The organism is Flavobacterium sp. 2755 (assembly GCF_031455715.1).
GTDB lineage: Bacteria > Bacteroidota > Bacteroidia > Flavobacteriales > Flavobacteriaceae > Flavobacterium.
The window spans coordinates 360088-378561 of the sequence record NZ_JAVDTG010000004.1 but is presented as its reverse complement, the minus strand read 5'-3'; the positions used below and the strand labels follow the sequence as shown (position 1 = coordinate 378561).

The following is an 18474-nucleotide window of genomic DNA, read 5'->3' as shown; positions in this document are numbered from 1 at the left end:
AGCTCAGTGGTATATATACTTTTTAGTATTTTATCAAATTTAAAACACTTGGTAAATATATTGCATTTGAGTATTAAAACTTCAATTCAATTATATTTTCATTGTTCTCTAAAACAATTACTGTTTTATTATTTTCAGAAGGTGTTTGTGTCGGATACCAATTTCGATTTGGTCTTACCAAAATCAATAAACCTTCATCATCGCCAATTGCTGCAAAAACTTCGCTGTTATTGTTTTTAGAGAAAAAGCTTAATCCATGTTTTGCGATTAATTGATTTCCCAGTTCCAGCGGGTTTTTATTTACAATTCCAATCTCGCTAATATTCAAAATGGATTTAGAACTAAATTCTTCCGTCTGGGCATTATTGAGATCATGACGGGCAATAAATTCTAATAAATTGCCATTATTATCGTAGAAATAAACAGCATGAGCATTCCAGTTTTCAAAATGAGTAATTACATTTTGGTTTTCAATAGTAATTAAATTTACTTTGTTTTTGCACCATTCAATGGCTTCGTCAAGTTTGTTTTTTGGTATGTTGAAAGCAAAATGATAAATGGATTTGAATTGCGGATTTTCAATGAATTTTAAAATAGAATTTCCGGCTTTAACGCTAATAGATTCTGAATCATTTTCTATAATCGAAAGACCTAGAATATCTTGATAAAATGCGGCAGTCTGTTTTATATTGCTGGTTTGGATCTCGATGTGTTCTAATTTCATGATCGTATTTTTTATAAAAAGAAAAGCTTCTTTTCTGTTTCAAACAAATTTAGAAAATCAGAATCCTAGTTTTATTAGCAGACTATTTTATGCTTCAATAGAAATATAGAAAAAGAGTATTGTTATGGAGGAAAGGCTTATGTTTTTTAAATAAAAAAGTTCATTTCAAATGAATGAAATGAACTTGTATAATAATACTGAAAGCTGTTTTTAAGCCATATCGATCAATCCTCTTTTTATAACATAATGATCGTCGTTTTTTACTACATAAAACTGAGCAGCAAATCCTGAAGGTTCTCCTAAATAAGTTAAACTCACATCAAAATATCTTGAATTGCCATTTTCATCTGCCCACATATAATCATCCAATATATCTAAATTTCCCAGCCATTCTAAATTGTTGAGCCATTCTTTTCCTTCAAAAGATTCGTCTTCCGCAATTTCATGAATTAAGTAATGATCACGCCAAATTACATGAATGGATTCTTCCCAGTCATCATACAAATGGTCTACACTATTTTTGGCATTTTCCAGTTCTCCTTTTTTCAAATAAGCAAAAAAATCTTCAACGGCATTTTGAGCTTCAAGCTCTGTTGGTTTTTCTTTCCAGGTTTTAAAGGTTGTCATAAAATCTTAGTTTAAATTAATGATTTTTAGGGGAATTAAAGGTTTGTTCCTTTACATACAAATAAACTAATTTTCTGATTAAATGCATAAAACTAATTTTGTTTTTGGTGAAAATAAAAAGCCCTTTTCAAAATGAAAAGGGCTTTGGCGATTTGTGAGTTTTTATTGGGGCAAAAAGACAAATCATTTTAGTTGTCATTATTTCGGCATTTCCGGAATTATGATTCTGCGTGTCGGCGTGCTTAAGGTTTCTATAAACGCCAACAAATCGCTTATTTCTTCTTTGCTTAAATCTAGTTTTTTAAGTGCGGGATCGACTTTTGGAATTAAAGAATCACGAGCCGTTCCCAAATATTTTTTCTGAACAGGAGAAGGATTTCCTAAATTGTATAATTCTACGACATCAAGCAAAGACGGAAAATGTCCGTGATGCATCCAAGGTCTTGTGTTTACCACTTCACGAAGCGTTGGCGTTCTGAATTTGCCAATATCCTTTACATCTTTCGTCACATTAAAACGTCCAAAATCTTCATTTTTTGTTCCGAATAAAGTCTGACCGTCATTATGAAACTGATTATCGCTGAAATAAGGCGTATTATGGCAGTTAATGCATTGTGCTTTTGTTCTGAATAAATGCATTCCTTTTACCTGTTGGTCTGTATAAATGTCTGATTTTCCGCTTACAAATTGATCAAACTTACTTTTTGGACTATTGATTGATCTTTCAAAAGTGGCAATCGCATATTGAATTCTTTCTAAAGAAACTTTTTTATCTCCAAAAGCAGCCGTAAATAAGGAATTATAGCCTTTTACTTTAGCAATTTTATCAACGGCAATTGTCAGTTTTTCATTCATTTCCAGCGGATCACCAATAGGAAACTGCGCCTGATCTTCTAAACTTTTCGCACGTCCGTCCCAAAATAAAGAAGTGGCATACGCCGAGTTTAAAATCGTCATCGAATTACGTTTTCCGGTTTGGCGGTCGTGACCAAAAGAACGCGTCAAATTATCTGTCCATCCCAATTCCGGATTATGGCACGAAGCACACGCAATTTGTCCGCTAAGTGATAATCTCGGATCAAAAAACAGAATCTTTCCCAGACTTTCTTTTTCCTTCGAATACGGATTATAATCGGGGTAAGTAACAGCAGGAAGTACTCCAATATCCTGAAATTTAGATTTATCTACACTTTCATGCAATTCCGCAGTTGGCCATTTCGAAACATCGCCGCTGGAATATACTTTTCTTAATTCCTGAATATCGATATAATCCGGCTGATCAATGCTTTTATAAGCCGTTAAACTAAGCAGGAATAGGATAGGGAGGATTTTTTTCATTTTTTTTTGATTTGTTTAAAGTTTCAAGCTTCAGGTTTCAAGTTGTCCAGAACCTGAAATCATTCACAATTCACAATTAACCATTCACAATTATAAAGTAACTTCTTTCGGGCAGTTAATACTTAAAGCCGCAGGTTTCGGATATACTCTGTTATTAAACATTCGGTATTGCGTTGAAACGGTTCCTCCAAAAAGTTTATCGTTTGTCAGTTTAAGTTCAAAAGAAATCTCATACAAGCCGTTGCTGATTTCTTTGTAAGTTCCTTCGCCAGAAATAGCAATGATATGCGTATTGTCTTTATTCGATCCAATCGTTAAATCTTGCGGAATAACCAGAACTGTTCCCTGTGTTTTACTGTTTCCGTTTTCAGGAAAAAACTCTAAAGCTGATGTAATATTAAATCCGGGAGAAACTGCTGCAGAACCGCTTTCGTTAGAAAACCATCTTTTTAAACCAAAAGAATTTACCGTATTCGTTCCGCTCGCAACATTAAAACCTATTTTAAAAGCATCATGATACACATCGTCATTTGGGTTTGCTGTGCCTTTGTCGCTGTAAAGTATAGCATTTTCATTGTCTTTTGTAACAACAACCGGAAAAGTTAACGCGTTGAAAGTCTGCCAGGTGCAAGTGCCGTCTTTGTCAAACCAGTGTTCGCCGTAGGTTAAATAAAAGGCATTTGTTGGATCTGTAAATTTTGAAGCAGGATTTGCCTGAATATCTCTTAGCGATTTTATTGGTTTTACAATAGTTAAACTTGTATTTCCTGTAGCAATATAATTGGGAATATTGATAAGATTAATTTTTGTTTCATAACGGGCATCATCATTCTGGATATCTTCTAAAAGCGTTAAATGATAGGTAATGGAACTTCTGTTATCTCCAAAATCATCATGCGTTAAAGAATATTCAAAACCATTTTGAAACTTGAATATTGAAGCATTTTCAATTTCTGACGGAATAAATCCGTTAGGGAAATTTACTTTAAAATCTATCTTTTCGCCTATTTCTCCTTTTACAATTAAGTCTTTTACCGGAAAAGTATAAACAGTGCTTATTTCTCTTAAATTGATAGTAAATATATTGTTTGGTGCATACGTATTCAGGTTTCCGATATGAATATCAGGATTTGATGCATTTTCTAACTTTAGCGTTATAGACTGTTTATCGGCCCATCTTCTATCAAAAGAAACAAAAATAGTATCCGTAAGTTTAGTTCCCTCAAATGTCAATTCGGTTTTTGGTTCAAGACTGAAACTTGTAATATCTCCAGAAGTCGCAGCGCTGAAATTAACTACAACAGGTGATTTTAAAGCTGTAGAGGTTAAAGTAACTGGGACTTTTAATGTTTTAACCGATTTGTTGTCATAACTCGCTGAAGGCTGAATTGTAGTGCTGACTGCCGGATATTCTAATGGAACGCCCGCTGAACTTGCCAGAAAATTAAACCTTACGTACGGATCTATGTTTTGAGATTCAAATCTGTAATCGTCCTTAGAACAAGATACAAGTGCTGTAACAATACTAAATAAGAATATAATTTTAATACGATTCATTTTGTTTCAGGTTTGGGTTAACATTAATGTTGCTGCGAGGTATTGGTAAAATATATTTAGGCGAAGGGTAAGTAAGACTACAGTTCAGCGAAATACAGCCATCGTTTCTTGAAATGTCTTTTTTGTATCTGCCAATATCAAAAAGTAAATGTCCTTCAAAACAAAGTTCTTTTCGTCTTTCTAAAAAGATAGCTTCTTTTAGGTTTTCAGAATTTTGTAAAACACTTGCATTTGCACGGGTTCTAATAGTATTAATATCTTCTTTTGCCTGATCTGTGTTATTCAATTCAAGCGCAGCTTCGGCACGAATTAAATATTGTTCACTTAAACGAAAAGCAGTATATCCGGGATTTCCCTGAAATTTTTTAGTGAAATAATAATTTAGGATTTGAGGCTGTAAATCAACTATCGTTGAAATAGGCTGAACCAAAAACAACTGTTTACGGATATCTGATGTTTCATATAAATCGATTAAATCCTGTGAAGCCGCAAAATTTCCGTAAGAAGTTAAGGAAGTATAACCGTAAAAAGCAGATAATGAACCACTGACAGTTCCGTCATCTGACCTTGGAATGGACAATTCGAACAGAATTTCTGAAACCGGAAGATCGGGCTGATTCCATTGGGCAATATAATCAGCATTGGTAACTAAACTTTTGCCAGAATTGGTAATAATATCATTTGCCGTATCGTAGGCGTTTTTCCAGTCTTTTTTTGATAAATATACTCTCGCCAATAAAGCTTTTGCGCTTATTTTGGTAAAATAAGAATAAACGGGACCGTTTAATAATGCAGTATCAGAATAAAGATTTAAAGCTGTTGTAATATCATCAATAATTAAATTATAAGTATTTGAAGCAGATTCTCTTGCAGGATATTTTAATCCTTCATTTAAAGATTCTAAATTGTAAACAATTCCGGGATGAGAAGCATTATCAGTAAAACCATAATTTTGACTGTACACTTCACTTAATAAAAAGTGCATATAAGCTCTCACAGTTAAAGCTTCTGCTTTTATTTGATTTTTTTCGGCTTCTGTAGCATCTGTTAAAGCATCTGTAAATTCCAATATCAAATTACTTTGATTGATTACCGTGTAACTATTGCTGTAAAAAGAAGCCATGTTTGAAGTATTCGAAATATCATCAAACGAATAAATGTTTAATACAGTAGTAGGAACGCTGATTTGTCCTTTTGTACTTTCTGTTCGCGAAGGCGTAAATTTTAAATTTCCGCCCTGAAGATCAGCATAAACTGCAAAATTATTGCCGCGTAAGTTGGATTCTAAAACTCTGTACATACCGTTAACAGCCTGCAAAACACCTTCTTTTGTTTTTAACTGTTCTGTAATCGAAATTTGTCGTCCCGGTTCCTGTTCTAAAAAATCGCTGCAGCTCTGCAATAAAAACAGTACAGCAAAAACAGCAAGAAATTTAAATAGGATTATATTTTTAAAGTATTTCATCTTTTTAAAATTTTGTATTAATGCCGCATGAAATAGTTCTGGCTTGTGGATAATTGTAGCTAAACTCTCTGATACCGTTCATGCCCGACGGACTTTTTTCTTTGTACCAGTAAAATGCATTCGAAACATCGGCAAAAATGGTCAGCGTGTCCAGAAAAGTATTTTTTACCGGAACATTATAACTCAAATTGATATTGTTGATTTTGATATATGTAGCATCATAAACATATTTACTCATGTTTGAAAGTAACGTATTGTTGCTTGGAGCAGGCTGCGTCGCAACATCCCCTTGATTTCTCCAGTAATCGTATGCATTTACAGACATGTTTCTGTTTGAAGTTATGCTGTATTTAGATATAATTTCATCAGAAACTAATTTATCGCCGCCAAGCTGAAAAGAACCATTTACAGATAAAGTAATGTCTTTAAAAGTGATACTGTTGCTAAAACCTCCAAACGCTTTGGGCTGCGAATCTCCAATAGGTTCCCAGTCAGCATTGGTAAACAAACGGTTATAAGTTACGGCATCATAAACCTGCCCATTTTTTTTGATAAGATCGCGTCCCGTTGCAGGATCAACGCCTATCCAGTTTACACCCCAAATTGTTGTAGTACTGTAACCAATTTTTTGTGCCAAAGCAATATTAGCCAATGAATAATCACTGCCTAAACCTACCAAATTCGTCACTTTATTGTCTACAGTTGCGATATTAAAGGAAGTACTCCATTTAAAATTTCCTTTTTGAAACCATTTTAATCTTGTAGTAAATTCAAAACCTTTATTGTACATATCAGACGCATTTAGCTGAACGGTACTGTATCCAGTTTCTGTTGGAATATCACGTGCCGTAATTAAATCAGATAAGCTGTCGTAATAATATTCTAAAGAAAGTTCTGCGAAATTGAATACATTAAAATCAAATCCGGTATTGAACTTTAGGTTTTTCTCCCAGCTTAAATTTCCATTTGGAGATGTTGAGGATGAAGCACTTAAATCACCATTATATCCGTTATCAACAACCGTATAAAGTCCTTTTGATCGGTAAGAACCAATTCTGGAATTTCCGGTTGAACCATAACTGATTTTAAGTTTTAAGAAATCTACCCACGAACTAGATTTCAGGAAATTTTCATTGCTGACAATCCATGCCAAACCTGCACCGCTATTGAAGGCAACGTTTGTATCATCGCCAAAAACAGAACTTTCGTCACGACGAATATTAGCTAACGCATAATATTTCTTTTTGTAATTGTAGTTGATCTGGGCAAATGCCGAAACTCTGGAATTGTAACTTATTTCGGCCCCGCGAACTTGTCTGGCTTTTGATTCATCGACATTTGGCGTTGATGTATTGTCATCCTGAATGGCATCTTCAATTCTGTTAAGCACATTTGGGTTCACAAAACCTGAAGCTGAGGCGTAATCAAAATTGGCTTTTTCTTCGGAAAGTTCGAAACCTAAAACCCCATCAATTTTATTGTTTTTATTGATTTCTTTGTCAAATAACATTTGTCCCTGCCAGTTCCATTTGGTCGAATTTCGGTTATTAAAAAGCCTTCTTCCCCAGTTAGGATACGTATTTCCGCCCAATACAAAAGTTCCGTTGTTTTGTCCGCTTTCGTTTTCTCCAGAAAAATAGCGATCCTGTTCTTTATCCACATAATCGATTCCAAACAAAGTAGCAAATTTTATGTTTTCGTTGAGATCGTAGCCTAAATTCAAACTTCCTAGAATTCCAAAAGTCTCTGTAATATTTCGGTTTTGCTCAATTGCTGCGAGTGGATTTCCTCCTGTATTTCCTCCTGAAACTCCTGTATTAGTATAAGAGCCATCGGCATTTCGCGGTGCTATTGTAGGCAGATAAGCAAAATCATAATAAATATTTGGAGCATCTTTTTTAATAAAACTTGGATTTAAAGACAAGTTTATATTCCATTTAGAATGTCTGTATCCTAAATTAATTCCTCCATTAAACTGTTTGGTTGTGTTGCCTAACTGTGGTTCATCGATATTTAAATAGGTTAAACTTGTTCGGTATGAAAACTTAGAATCAGCACCCGAAACACTAAAATTATATTTATTATAAATTCCGGTTTTGTTAAGCAGATCAAACCAGTTTGTATTGACGCCATTGTACGGAAGAAGCGCACTTCCGGGCGAAGTATTTTTTAAATAATCATTTCGTAGTTCTGTATATTGTTCTCCGTTTAAATATTTGATTTGATTAATGGCCGAAGAAACCCCAAGCTGATTAGAAAAACTAAATTTAGTTTTTCCCGGTTTTCCTTTTTTGGTAGTAATCAAAATTACCCCATTTGCACCGTCAGCACCATAAATACCAACGGCTGCGGCGTCTTTTAAAACTGTAAAATCTTCGATATTATCAGCACCAATCATAGCCAGCGGATTGGATAACCCTTCGGCAAGTCTTCCACCGTCAAAATACTCACTGTCGATTCCGCCTTGTTCACTCAAAATTACGCCATCAACAATAATTAAAGGCTGAGTTGAAGTTCCTAAAATAGAATTGCCTAACGATTTTAAAGTTCCTTGTCCGCGAACGTTGATTTTAACAGACCCGCCAACTCCAGAGGTATTTTCGATTAAAACTCCGGCAATTTGGCCTTCGAGCATTTTATCCACACTTTCTGAAGCCTGCTGTACCGGAATATCTTTGGCAGTAATAGTCGAAATACTTCCAACAATTTCTTCCTTTAATTTTTTGGTTCCGTAAGAGGAAGTAATCACAACCTGACTCAATTGATCTGTAAATTCTTCAAGATAAAAGATAAATTCGGTTTTATTATCAGCTCTTTGCGTTTGCGGTACCATTCCTAAATACTGAACTTCAAGTATTGTATTAGAGATGTTTTTACCGTTTAATTTATAAATAAATTTTCCGTTTGCATCCGTTACAGCACCCATTCCGGTTCCTTTTACTAAAATTGTTGCGCCCGGAAGCGGTGTTTTATCTTTGACACTTAAAACGGTTCCTTTTATAATTCTTTCGGTTTCATTTTGATTTACTGCGCCGGTTGGAGCAGGAGCGGAGTTCGTTAATAAAACCTGTTTTTTCTGAATGTAAAATGAAATATTTTTATCCCTTAATAATTGCGTCAAAGCCGTTTCAAGAGTTGCATTATTTACATCTAAATCGGCCAGTTGATCGGCATCAATTTTTCGGGCATTATAAATTATCCTAAAATCAGTCTGCTCTTCAATCGATTTGATAATTAAGCTTATAGGTTTATTTTTTACATGTAATGTGATGAGCTTATTTTGAGAAAATCCTTTAAATCCAGATATGAGCAGGGCTAAGAAAAACAGAATTTTTCTTAAAACGGGGGGTATCGTAAATGTCATGTTTATTTTATTTATCGAGGATTGGTGATTGTAATGGTTTTGTGTTCAATTGAATAATTAAAAGGCGTGTCGCGTTTTAGAAGATCTAAAATATTCTCGACACTTGAATCGCTGATTTTAATAGTACCCGTAAAATTCTGTTTGGCCAAATCAGAATTTTCATTGATAATTTCAACGTCGTAGGTGCGCTGAATAATCTTAGCGATAGTAGAAAACGGGGTATCTTTAAACGCTAATTCTCCTTTTGTCCAGGCAGAATAAAAAGAAGGATCAACATTTTTGATGGTAATTTTTTTAGCATTATTCTGCCATGTCGCCATTTGGTTTGGTTCCAGCAAAATAACATTCGAAGGATTTGCCGTTTCAGACATTTGAATACTTCCTTCAATCAAAGTACCATTAACAGTAGGGTTTTCGGGATAAGCGCTCACATTAAACTTTGTTCCAAGAACCTTAATATCAACCTGATTGACGTTTACAATAAACGGATGCTGTTTGTCTTTGGCAACTTCAAAAAATGCTTCTCCGGTTAAATACACATTTCTGTTTCCGTTAAGGCCAAATTGTTCCGGATAACGTAATGAACTTCCGGCATTTAAACTCACAATTGTTCCATCTGAAAGTTTAAGTTTGAAACGTTTTCCATACGGAACTTTAAGCGTGTTGTAAACTATTTTATCATTGGAGGTTTTACCAAAATAAATGATTTCATCAGGAAATTTTTTGGCCACTAAATCTCCTTTATCATTTACTAAAGTAGTTTGATTTTTTGGAGAGAAATATTCTAAACGACCGTCGCCTAATTCCAGAACAATTTCTTTTGATGCTTTTGATTGATCGGTAAATAATAAAATAGTTTTTCCTAAACCAATAAGCACTAAAAATACAGCAGCATAACTTAAATACTTCCTGATTTTATTTTTTGATTTAATTGGAATTACCGAAACAGATTGACTCGAAATATTTTCAGATAAGCCGATAAGAACCCACGCTTTCTTTACGGCAATAAATTGTTTTTTGTTTTCTTCTGATGCTTCAATCCATTCAAAAAGTGCCTGAACTTCTTGTTCTGAAGCTTCATTAGAAAGATATTTATAGATTATTTCTGATGTCATATTTGAGTTTTAAAACTTCTCACTATAGTTAGTACACTTCAGAAATAAAAAACCCTATGTTTTATTCTTAATTGTTATAAATAAGGATAAAAATTAGGAATAAATAGTCGGATAATTTTGTTTTTAAAATCTTCAAAGCCTTTGTCATGTGGGCTTCAACAGCTTTTAAAGAAACTCCCATTTCTTCGGCTATTTCTGAGTTTTTTTTATTCTCAAAGCGTTTTTTTATAAAAACTTCTCTGGTTTTTGGAGGCAGATCGCTGATAGATTCCTGAATAATTCGTTCTAATTCGGTTAATTCTAAAGTATCAAATTGTACCGAATTTAAAACTTCAATATTCAGTTCTCTTTCTTTGTGGTTTAGTAAGTCGTTTTTAAATTTATCTTTCACCTTATTGTGGCGAATTAAATTCAAACATTTTGATTTGGCGTAAGTAAATAAAAAAGCCTGAATTCCGTTTATAGAATCTACACTTTCTCTGCTTTGCCATAAATGCAATAAAGCTTCCTGAGCAAGATTTTCGGCCTCGTCAGCATCGTAAATAAACTGAACGCTAAAAGATTGGATTCTTCTAAAATACTTGTCGTAGAAAAACTTAAACGCAGTTTCGTCTCCTTCCTTAAAGGATTTAAACAGAGATAATTCAAAACTGGTATTGTTGTTCATTAAAGGAAATTTACTTTGGAAAGCAAGATAAGTAAATTTTAAAAAGTACTTCGATTTGCTAAGAAAGCGGCAAATATAAAAGTTTATTTATATTAATTCTAAATAAAATTCAAATAACGAATGATTCTGTAAAAATTATTAGGAATAGGTTTAGTTTGGTGTGTTTTTAATGCAAAGTACGCTAAGTTTTTTTCGCAAAGTTCACTAAGGTAAAACTAATTTTTAACGCAAAGTACGCCAAGGTTTTTCGCAAAGTTAGCTAAGTTTTTGAGAGAGTTTTATAAACTCAAAGTTCACAAAGCTATGTGTATACATATAGCTTTGTGAACTTTGCGAAAAAAACTTAGCGTACTTTGCGTTAAAAAAATCAGCGGTTAAAATCTAATTAAGAATCAAACTTACTTTTTGAGACAAGCTTTTCGCTAATTCAGGTTTGTCGCTGTTATTGATAATCCACGGAATTAGTTTTTTCTTTTCTATAATTTTTTCTTTAGAATAAACCAGCGTAAAATACTCCGCAGGTAAATGGATATTTTTTTCAGATTCTGAAAGTTCTTCGTAATAATAACGGGATTTTTTTAAGGAAGGATATTTGTTTAACAGATAATCGTTTACGGTATAAGTTGCACCTTCTTTATACAAATCCTTGCGGGAAATTGGCGTTATCGTAAGTTTTTTAATGTTTAGTTTTAAACTGCGGTAAGTTTCTCTTGTAAAGGAAAAGTCGGAAGATTTTAGTTTTCCTTTTTCAGATAATTGCCGAATAGGAGAAAGACGAACATAATCGCCGTTTATTTCGACTACTTTAAAAATAAGATAATTGAATTGTGAACTCTGGCTTCCATTTGAACCCGTTTGTTTGCTAAAAAGGAAACTTCCCATTTGCAATCGATGTTCTGGGGTGTTCATCGCTTTTTTCCACATATAGGGTTTATAAACGATTTCTCTAAAGGCATAAAAAACAGCAAGAACTAATATACTTATTAAAAGTAGTTTTTTCATTAATTATAATTTGGGGCTTATATTTAACAGTTTTATTTCTAAATTTTCGCTAAAAATAGTAAAATACTAACATCTTTCTTTAAAAAATGAAAATATTTTTCTGTTATTTTTTATTGCTAGGTTTATGAAATTTTACCGCAAAGTTCGCTAAGGTTTTTCGCAAAGTTCGCTAGGTTTTTTATTGAAATGCAGTTTTTAACGCAAAGAGCGCAAAGCATTTTCGCAGATGCAAAGATTTTGTATAGGAGAGTTTTACAAACTCAAAGTTCACAAAGCTATGAGTATACATATAGCTTTGTGAACTTTGCAAAAAGACTTTTTCTTTTATTAACCTTAGCGAACTTTGCGAAAATCCTTCGCGCTCTTTGCGTTAAAAAAACTCTGCGTTATAAAAAAAAATTAGCGTTTAAAATTCCTCCATCCAAAACCAATCAACAGTAAATTAAAAAGCAGCAACGGTAAAAACGCTTTCACATAACTTGTTTCTGATTTATCATGAAACGTTTCTACTTTAAAAATTTCCCATTTTTGCTGATTAACTGCCGCATTATCAAATATCTTCGGATAAAAATGCAGCCTTAATTGTTCATGAAATTGGTTGGTTTCTTTTAGAAATAAAAGCTGGTTTCGCAAGTCAGATTTTGCGATTTCATTCAATTGAATCTGCGTATGAAGCGTTGGGATAAACTGCGCAATTAATTCGCTGGCATTATTTCGCTGTTCTAATTTTGACTCTAATTCTTTAGACTGCACAGCAGATTCATCATCGCCCATTTGCTGCATGGCATAATACCACAGCCAGCTGAATTCGGTTTCCGGTAAATTATAATGTTTAAACTGCGGATAATGTTTGTAGAATTTATCCAGCGTTTGCTGTTTATCCATATCCCATTTTTCGTGGTAGGCATTTCTCTGCGTAAGCGTTAATTCTAAAGCTTCGGGAACTTTATATTTGTTGATTATATAGGTATTGATTCCAGCCGGAAGAATAATAATTAGAAATAGCCAGATCGTTAATAAAATAACAGCATTGAAGTTTGAATTCTTTTGAAGAGAAACAATAAAAAAACAAACCGCAAACCAAAATAAGATATATAAAACTGCGATTCCGTAAAATAGGATAAACGCTTTGTCAATCGGAATTTGCAGAAGAAAAACCGCAATTAAAAGTATAAAAGACAAAAGGCCAATTAAGCTTAAAATACGAACATAAAACAGTTTTAAAATATATAAAAAGGTATTCGGACTTTGTGTTGCCACTATTTTCCAGGTTCCTGATTCTTTTTCTTCGGAAATAATATTATACGAAAAAGCAATAATCAAAAGCGGAAACAGATACAAAAGCACAAAACTAAAATCGATATTTCCGGATAAAAGGTTACTTGGGTTGTTGAGTTCCGAATCGTATTTCTGCGCTTCCAGACCCCGAATGGTAACACTTTGAATCGATGGATTTACATCACGCTGTCCGATTGCTAAACTGCTGATTGGTAAAGTAGTATTGACGAATGAAAACTTTATGTAATAGAGCAGGAGTCCAATTTCGTCTTTATGAAAAGCAGCATTTCTGGCAATATGTTCTTTTTGGTAAACTGCCGCTTCGGTAATATTATTTTGCTGTTTTTCCTGATACTGACGGCCAATTAAAAGACTTATAAAGCCAATGATTAATAAAAAAAGTAAGCCAATTTTGGTACCTTTTGAGCGGATGAAATTTTTAAATAAGAGAACTAACATATTAAATGGCTTTTAGGTTTTTAGCAGCAATTTTGATCAAAACAAACAGCAGAATTATCCATAGCAATATGGAGATGATAGCAGTGATTTCGGCCTTTAAGACTTCCCAAACTGGTTTTGGTTCATAATGAAATTCTCCAATAATAGACCAATGTCTTTTGTCAATTGTTAAAGGTTTATCCTTTGGTTCGGGTTTTTTGTTACTGATGTATTTTATTTGTAACGCATTCATTTTCTGCGCCATATTGTAGCGGTAATTTTCGGCTTGCCGCTGAAAATCGATGTACGAATCGTAATCTGTATTCGATAATCCCATCGATAAGTTTTTCATAGCGATATATGGATTTACGAACGAAACTGCTTTAGAAAAACTGTTTTGTCTTTCGTAAATTTTCAGCAGATCTTCTAAATGTTTATTATAAATATCTGAACTGATTCTTTCGCCTTCGGTCATAATAAATCCGGAATAATTGAAAGGAAGTTTTTGTACCGAATCGACTTTGTAAAGACGTAATAAAGAATCTTTTATGGCTTTATAATGCACATCATTTGGGTTATGACTGTCACCTTGTTTCAGGATGTCTTTTTCAATATCGCTGTTAAAACGGATTTTCGAAGGCGCTTCATATAAATAAGCTCCAATTGCCTGCGTTGTTCTCGGCAGAATAATGGTCAAAATCAACCAGATTCCAATTAAAGAAACTAAAGCTTTTTTTGAAGTTTTGCTTGATGCCGAAATCAAAACAGCAACGACACAAAAGAACATCAGATAAATAAAATGAAACCCAATAAACAATAGCATTTTAATCGTTTCATCTGCTGAAATACTAAAGTCCTGAAGAATTAACCAAATCAAAACCAAAACAATAATCGTAGGGACGAAAAGCAGCATAACAACACTTGCAATGCCAAAGATTTTACCAAACAAAAGCTGTTTCCAGTTAATTCCCTGACTTAAAAGAATTTTTAAAGTTCCGTTTTCTCTTTCATAAGCGACTGAATTAAAGCCCACAAAAAAGATCAATAATGGCAGTAAAACCTGCAAAACCATCGCAATACTGATTTCTCCAAAACGAAGCATACTGTTTGAGAATCCGGCTTCAGAGAAATTGGCTGTATTTTGTTTGTGAGCCTCGAGAAAAATCGCATTTCCGAAAAACGGTTCCATCCCAAATTCAAAAACACTTAAAGAAGTACTTTTTCTAAAAGCGAAATTCCCGTAATGCGCCATTCTATGTGGATTTTTGTCTGGATTTTTCAGCCAGTCTTCGCGGGATTCGTGCTGATATTTTTCACTGGTTTCGTTTTGGCTTTTGTAATTATCCCAACCCGAAAACGCAGCAAATAAAAGCAGCGCACCAATAAAAAGTGTAATAATATAAACTGCCGAATTTTTAAAAACCGAATCTTTAAAATGCCTGGCTATAAGGATTTCTTTATGTAATAATTTCATATTGATTAAAATTTATCTGTTGAGTGTAATTGTTTAAACATATAGAAACATAGAATTTAAGGCTCAAAAAAAAACGTTCCACTTGCACAATCTTGTCATTCCGAGGAACGAGGAATCTTCGTAAGTAACTCCGCATAGTGAGTTGTTAATCTTTGTAGAGTTTCTTGCGAAGATTCCTCGTTCCTCGGAATGACAAGATTGTGGTAACTATGTGTGGAAACTAGTTTCTTTTACATTCTTCTTTCACTACTAAAAAACCTATTTTTCTATGTGTTTAAATGTTTTTCACATCAACGAATTAAAATTTATAAGTTACGGTAAGGCTTACGTTTCGTGGACTTCCGGGAAATAATCGTAAGTAATTCTGCGCGCCAAGCCAATACGTTTTGTTTAATAAATTGCCGGCATTTACAGCAATCTGCACATTACTTTTGCTTGGTTTGTAAAATAAAGCAGCGTCAAAAATGGTAAAATCAGGAAGTGTAAAATCTCTTGTAAACCATGGAACTTTCGAGCTTTGATACTGCATCCCAAGACCAATTCCTAAATCCTGCAAAGCAGAATCCGAAGCAAAGTTGTAGCGTGTCCATAAATTGGCGCTGTTTTTTGGTGTGTTTTGTTTTCTGGCGCCAATTAAAGCAGGGTTATTGTCTTTGATAATTTCGGCATCTATATAACTGTACGAAGCATTTATCTGCCAGTCAGGCGTAATATAACCTGCTAAATCGCACTCAAAACCACGGCTTCGTTCTGCGCCTCTTGTAACCAATAAATCCGGATTTACAGGATCATTTGCATTCATCAAAATATTGCGCTGTCTGATTTCATAAATTGCAGCATTAAAACTCATCGAGTTGTCTAAAAAAGTCGTTTTTATTCCTACTTCTTTCAAATCACTTTCAAGCGGATCAAACAAACTTCCGGCTGGCAATGAACCCGTTTGGGGCATTAAAGTAACCGTATTCGATTGCGGCTGATACCCTTCGAGATAAGTTGTGTAGACATTTATAGCATTATTTATGGCATAAGTAATTCCAACTCTTGGCAGCAAAGCCGATTTTTTTACTTTCAGTTCGTTGCTGGTTTCGTAGTTCGTAATATCCTCAAACCATTCGTTTCGCAAACCCAATAAAAAAGTGAATTTTTCCCATTGAATCTGATCCTGAATATAAACCGCATTTGTAGTCGTTAATGCCGATGGAAGTGCAGTTCGAACATTCAGCGTATAATCTTCGGGGCTTGTGATTTTATAAATGGGATTGTTTAAGTTGAAATATTCGACATTTGGTTTTGGCAATACAACGCCGTCAACCGTAATGGTTTGGTAATTTGAGGCATTCGCCAAAACAAATGAACTCGCAACGGTACCATCTTTTAATAAATAACCTCTCGCCGCATTTTGTCCGCCGCCTTTATTTTTATTCCAGCTGCTTAAATCGTAACCTGTTAGTAATTTATGTTTAAGCTTTCCGGTTTTGAAATCGAAGTTTAAAAAAGCACTCAAATTGTCGATATCCCAGTTTTGCTGACGCTGCACAAACTGCATCATCGCCAGACTTGTTACAGGCTGATTGTTTATATCGACCGCAAATGCATTTGTAGTTCTGTGTTCCTGAAGATCTTCTGTCCAGGTTTGTTTCATATATGATGCATTAAAACCAATTTTTGAACTGAATTTATGGGCAAAATTGGTCATCAAAATCATTTCTTTCGACTTAAAAAAATCACTCGGAGCTCCCAGATTTAAGCTGATTGGAGTTTTATTTAAACTTGTTTTTCCGGCAACGGCACCAAAAATTGGCTGGCCTCTGTCAAGATTTCCGTTCATATCGCTCAAAATCAACTCCGTATTAATGGCAGTTTTTTCATTTGGGATATAACTGAAGGAAGGTGAAATCAAAAATGATTTATTATTCACTAAATCACGAAATGATTTTGCCTGCTGATACGCACCGTTTACACGATACAAAAGTGTTTTTGATTCGTTTAAAGGGCCTGTAAAATCAAGTGTTCCGCGCAAAGTGCTGAAACTGCCCACGCTCATACTGATTTCTTTTCGGTCAACTGCCAAAGGTTTTTTTGTTACCATATTGATACTTCCGCCCGGATCTACAGATGAAAATGTCGCACTCGACGGGCCTTTTATCACTTCAACACGTTCAATATTGCTTGTTAAAGGCTGCAAAAAATAATATTGACGTGTTCGCATTCCGTTGATAATCTGACCTTCTTCGTTTTGGCTGATACCTCGAATCGTGTATTGATTGTAATAACTTGCCGGAATCACACCGCTTGCCATTTTTACGGCATCGGCAAGATAAAAAGCGCCTTTATCTGTAATAAGTTCTTTGGTTATGGTTGAGATAGACTGCGGAATATCTTTATTTAAAGCAGCAGTTTTTGTAGCGGCAAATGAATAATCGCTGGTGTACTTTTTTGTCGAACGCCCCACGATTTCAACGGTTTGTAATTCGGTTCTGGCCATTTTAACAGAGTCCTGAACAATACTGTCTGTATTTCTTTTATTAGTCTGCGATTGTATGGAATGTGTGGCGATTATTAAAAATAAAAAGAGAATTATAGGTTTCATTTTATACTTTGGTTGGAAATTTTTTTCCTTTAAACGGTTTGTAAATACAAGTCTTCGAGTTCGTTTGCTGAGATTTTATCGGCTTCGATTACCGTGACTAAATTTCCCTGTTTCATAATGCCAATGTGCGAAGCGACTTCTCTGGCTCTGAAAATGTCATGCGTTGCCATTAAAATAGCTGTTCCATCGGCAGAAAGCTCTTTTAAAATCTGCGAAAATTCGTTAGAAGCTTTTGGATCTAAACCGCTCGTAGGTTCATCTAATAAAAGCACTTTAGCTTTTTTGGCAATCGCAATTGCAATTCCCACTTTTTGGCGCATTCCTTTAGAATATCCGTCTAAGTTTTGATCGTGCGCTGCTGCCTGTAAACCGGCTTTATTTAGAAAATAAGTTAATTCTCCTGCAGAATATTTGAATCCGGCCAGTGACGAAAAGAATTTTAAGTTTTCCAGACCCGTTAAATTGGGATACAGCATTACAGTTTCGGGAATGTAAGCAACGTGTTTTTTTGTTTCCTGATTGTTTTGAGTAACCGAAATGTTATTGATTTCCAATTCTCCCGATGTTGGTTCAATAAAGCCTAAAAAAAGATTAATTGTAGTTGTTTTTCCGGCGCCGTTTTGTCCTAAAAGCGCAAAAATTTCGCCTTCGTTTATGGTTAAGTTTAAAGAATTCAAAGCGATATTATCACCATATTTTTTGGTGAGATTTTTTGCTGTAAGCATAGTTTTTATGTTTTGGGTAAATTGATTTTGGAAATGATATGGAAGTCCCAGGCTTTTACTTGATTTGTAAAGGCTTGATTATGAATTTCTAATTTTGAGAAGTGGTAATT

General features: G+C 34.2%; 13 protein-coding genes. All 13 read right to left on the bottom strand.

All coding sequences use genetic code 11. The features are described 5' to 3' along the window. Nucleotides 1-73 precede the first annotated feature (73 nt). Nucleotides 74-724, bottom strand: coding sequence for a VOC family protein (locus tag J2Y38_RS11880; RefSeq protein ID WP_309842685.1), 651 nt, complete (start codon nucleotides 722-724; stop codon nucleotides 74-76). 210 nt (nucleotides 725-934) lie between these two features. Beyond that, nucleotides 935-1351, bottom strand: coding sequence for a hypothetical protein (locus J2Y38_RS11875; RefSeq protein WP_309842682.1), 417 nt, complete (start codon nucleotides 1349-1351; stop codon nucleotides 935-937). 198 nt (nucleotides 1352-1549) lie between these two features. Then, nucleotides 1550-2689: a cytochrome c peroxidase gene (locus J2Y38_RS11870; protein WP_309842679.1), complete on the bottom strand. Its 1140-nt coding sequence runs from the start codon at nucleotides 2687-2689 to the stop codon at nucleotides 1550-1552. A gap of 90 nt (nucleotides 2690-2779) precedes the next feature. Then, nucleotides 2780-4246 carry a hypothetical protein gene (locus tag J2Y38_RS11865; RefSeq protein ID WP_309842677.1) on the bottom strand — a complete coding sequence of 489 codons (1467 nt, stop codon included), beginning with the start codon at nucleotides 4244-4246 and terminating at the stop codon, nucleotides 2780-2782. Then, on the bottom strand, nucleotides 4233-5711 hold the full coding sequence (locus J2Y38_RS11860) for a RagB/SusD family nutrient uptake outer membrane protein (RefSeq protein ID WP_309842674.1): 1479 nt from the start codon (nucleotides 5709-5711) through the stop codon (nucleotides 4233-4235). The genes J2Y38_RS11865 and J2Y38_RS11860 overlap by 14 nt, the downstream gene beginning before the upstream one ends. 4 nt (nucleotides 5712-5715) lie before the next feature. Continuing rightward, nucleotides 5716-9075 (bottom strand): SusC/RagA family TonB-linked outer membrane protein, encoded by a 3360-nt coding sequence (locus J2Y38_RS11855; RefSeq protein WP_309842671.1) that lies wholly within the window; start codon nucleotides 9073-9075, stop codon nucleotides 5716-5718. A gap of 11 nt (nucleotides 9076-9086) precedes the next feature. Further along, nucleotides 9087-10190 carry a FecR domain-containing protein gene (locus J2Y38_RS11850; RefSeq protein ID WP_309842669.1) on the bottom strand — a complete coding sequence of 368 codons (1104 nt, stop codon included), beginning with the start codon at nucleotides 10188-10190 and terminating at the stop codon, nucleotides 9087-9089. Between the two features lie 67 nt (nucleotides 10191-10257). Further along, nucleotides 10258-10857 (bottom strand): RNA polymerase sigma-70 factor, encoded by a 600-nt coding sequence (locus tag J2Y38_RS11845; protein WP_309842666.1) that lies wholly within the window; start codon nucleotides 10855-10857, stop codon nucleotides 10258-10260. A gap of 381 nt (nucleotides 10858-11238) precedes the next feature. Then, entirely contained in the window at nucleotides 11239-11859 is a 621-nt protein-coding gene (locus tag J2Y38_RS11840; RefSeq protein WP_309842663.1) for a hypothetical protein, read from the bottom strand. A 399-nt stretch (nucleotides 11860-12258) separates the two neighbouring features. Next, nucleotides 12259-13596 carry a DUF3526 domain-containing protein gene (locus tag J2Y38_RS11835; RefSeq protein ID WP_309842661.1) on the bottom strand — a complete coding sequence of 446 codons (1338 nt, stop codon included), beginning with the start codon at nucleotides 13594-13596 and terminating at the stop codon, nucleotides 12259-12261. A 1-nt stretch (nucleotide 13597) separates the two neighbouring features. Beyond that, the gene (locus J2Y38_RS11830) at nucleotides 13598-15049 is read right to left on the bottom strand and encodes a DUF3526 domain-containing protein (RefSeq protein ID WP_309842658.1); all 1452 of its coding nucleotides are present in this window, start codon (nucleotides 15047-15049) and stop codon (nucleotides 13598-13600) included. 298 nt (nucleotides 15050-15347) lie between these two features. After that, complete coding sequence (locus tag J2Y38_RS11825; RefSeq protein ID WP_309842655.1) at nucleotides 15348-17639, bottom strand: TonB-dependent receptor domain-containing protein; 2292 nt, start codon at nucleotides 17637-17639, stop codon at nucleotides 15348-15350. Between the two features lie 29 nt (nucleotides 17640-17668). After that, nucleotides 17669-18364, bottom strand: coding sequence for an ATP-binding cassette domain-containing protein (locus tag J2Y38_RS11820; protein ID WP_309842652.1), 696 nt, complete (start codon nucleotides 18362-18364; stop codon nucleotides 17669-17671). Nucleotides 18365-18474: the final 110 nt, after the last annotated feature.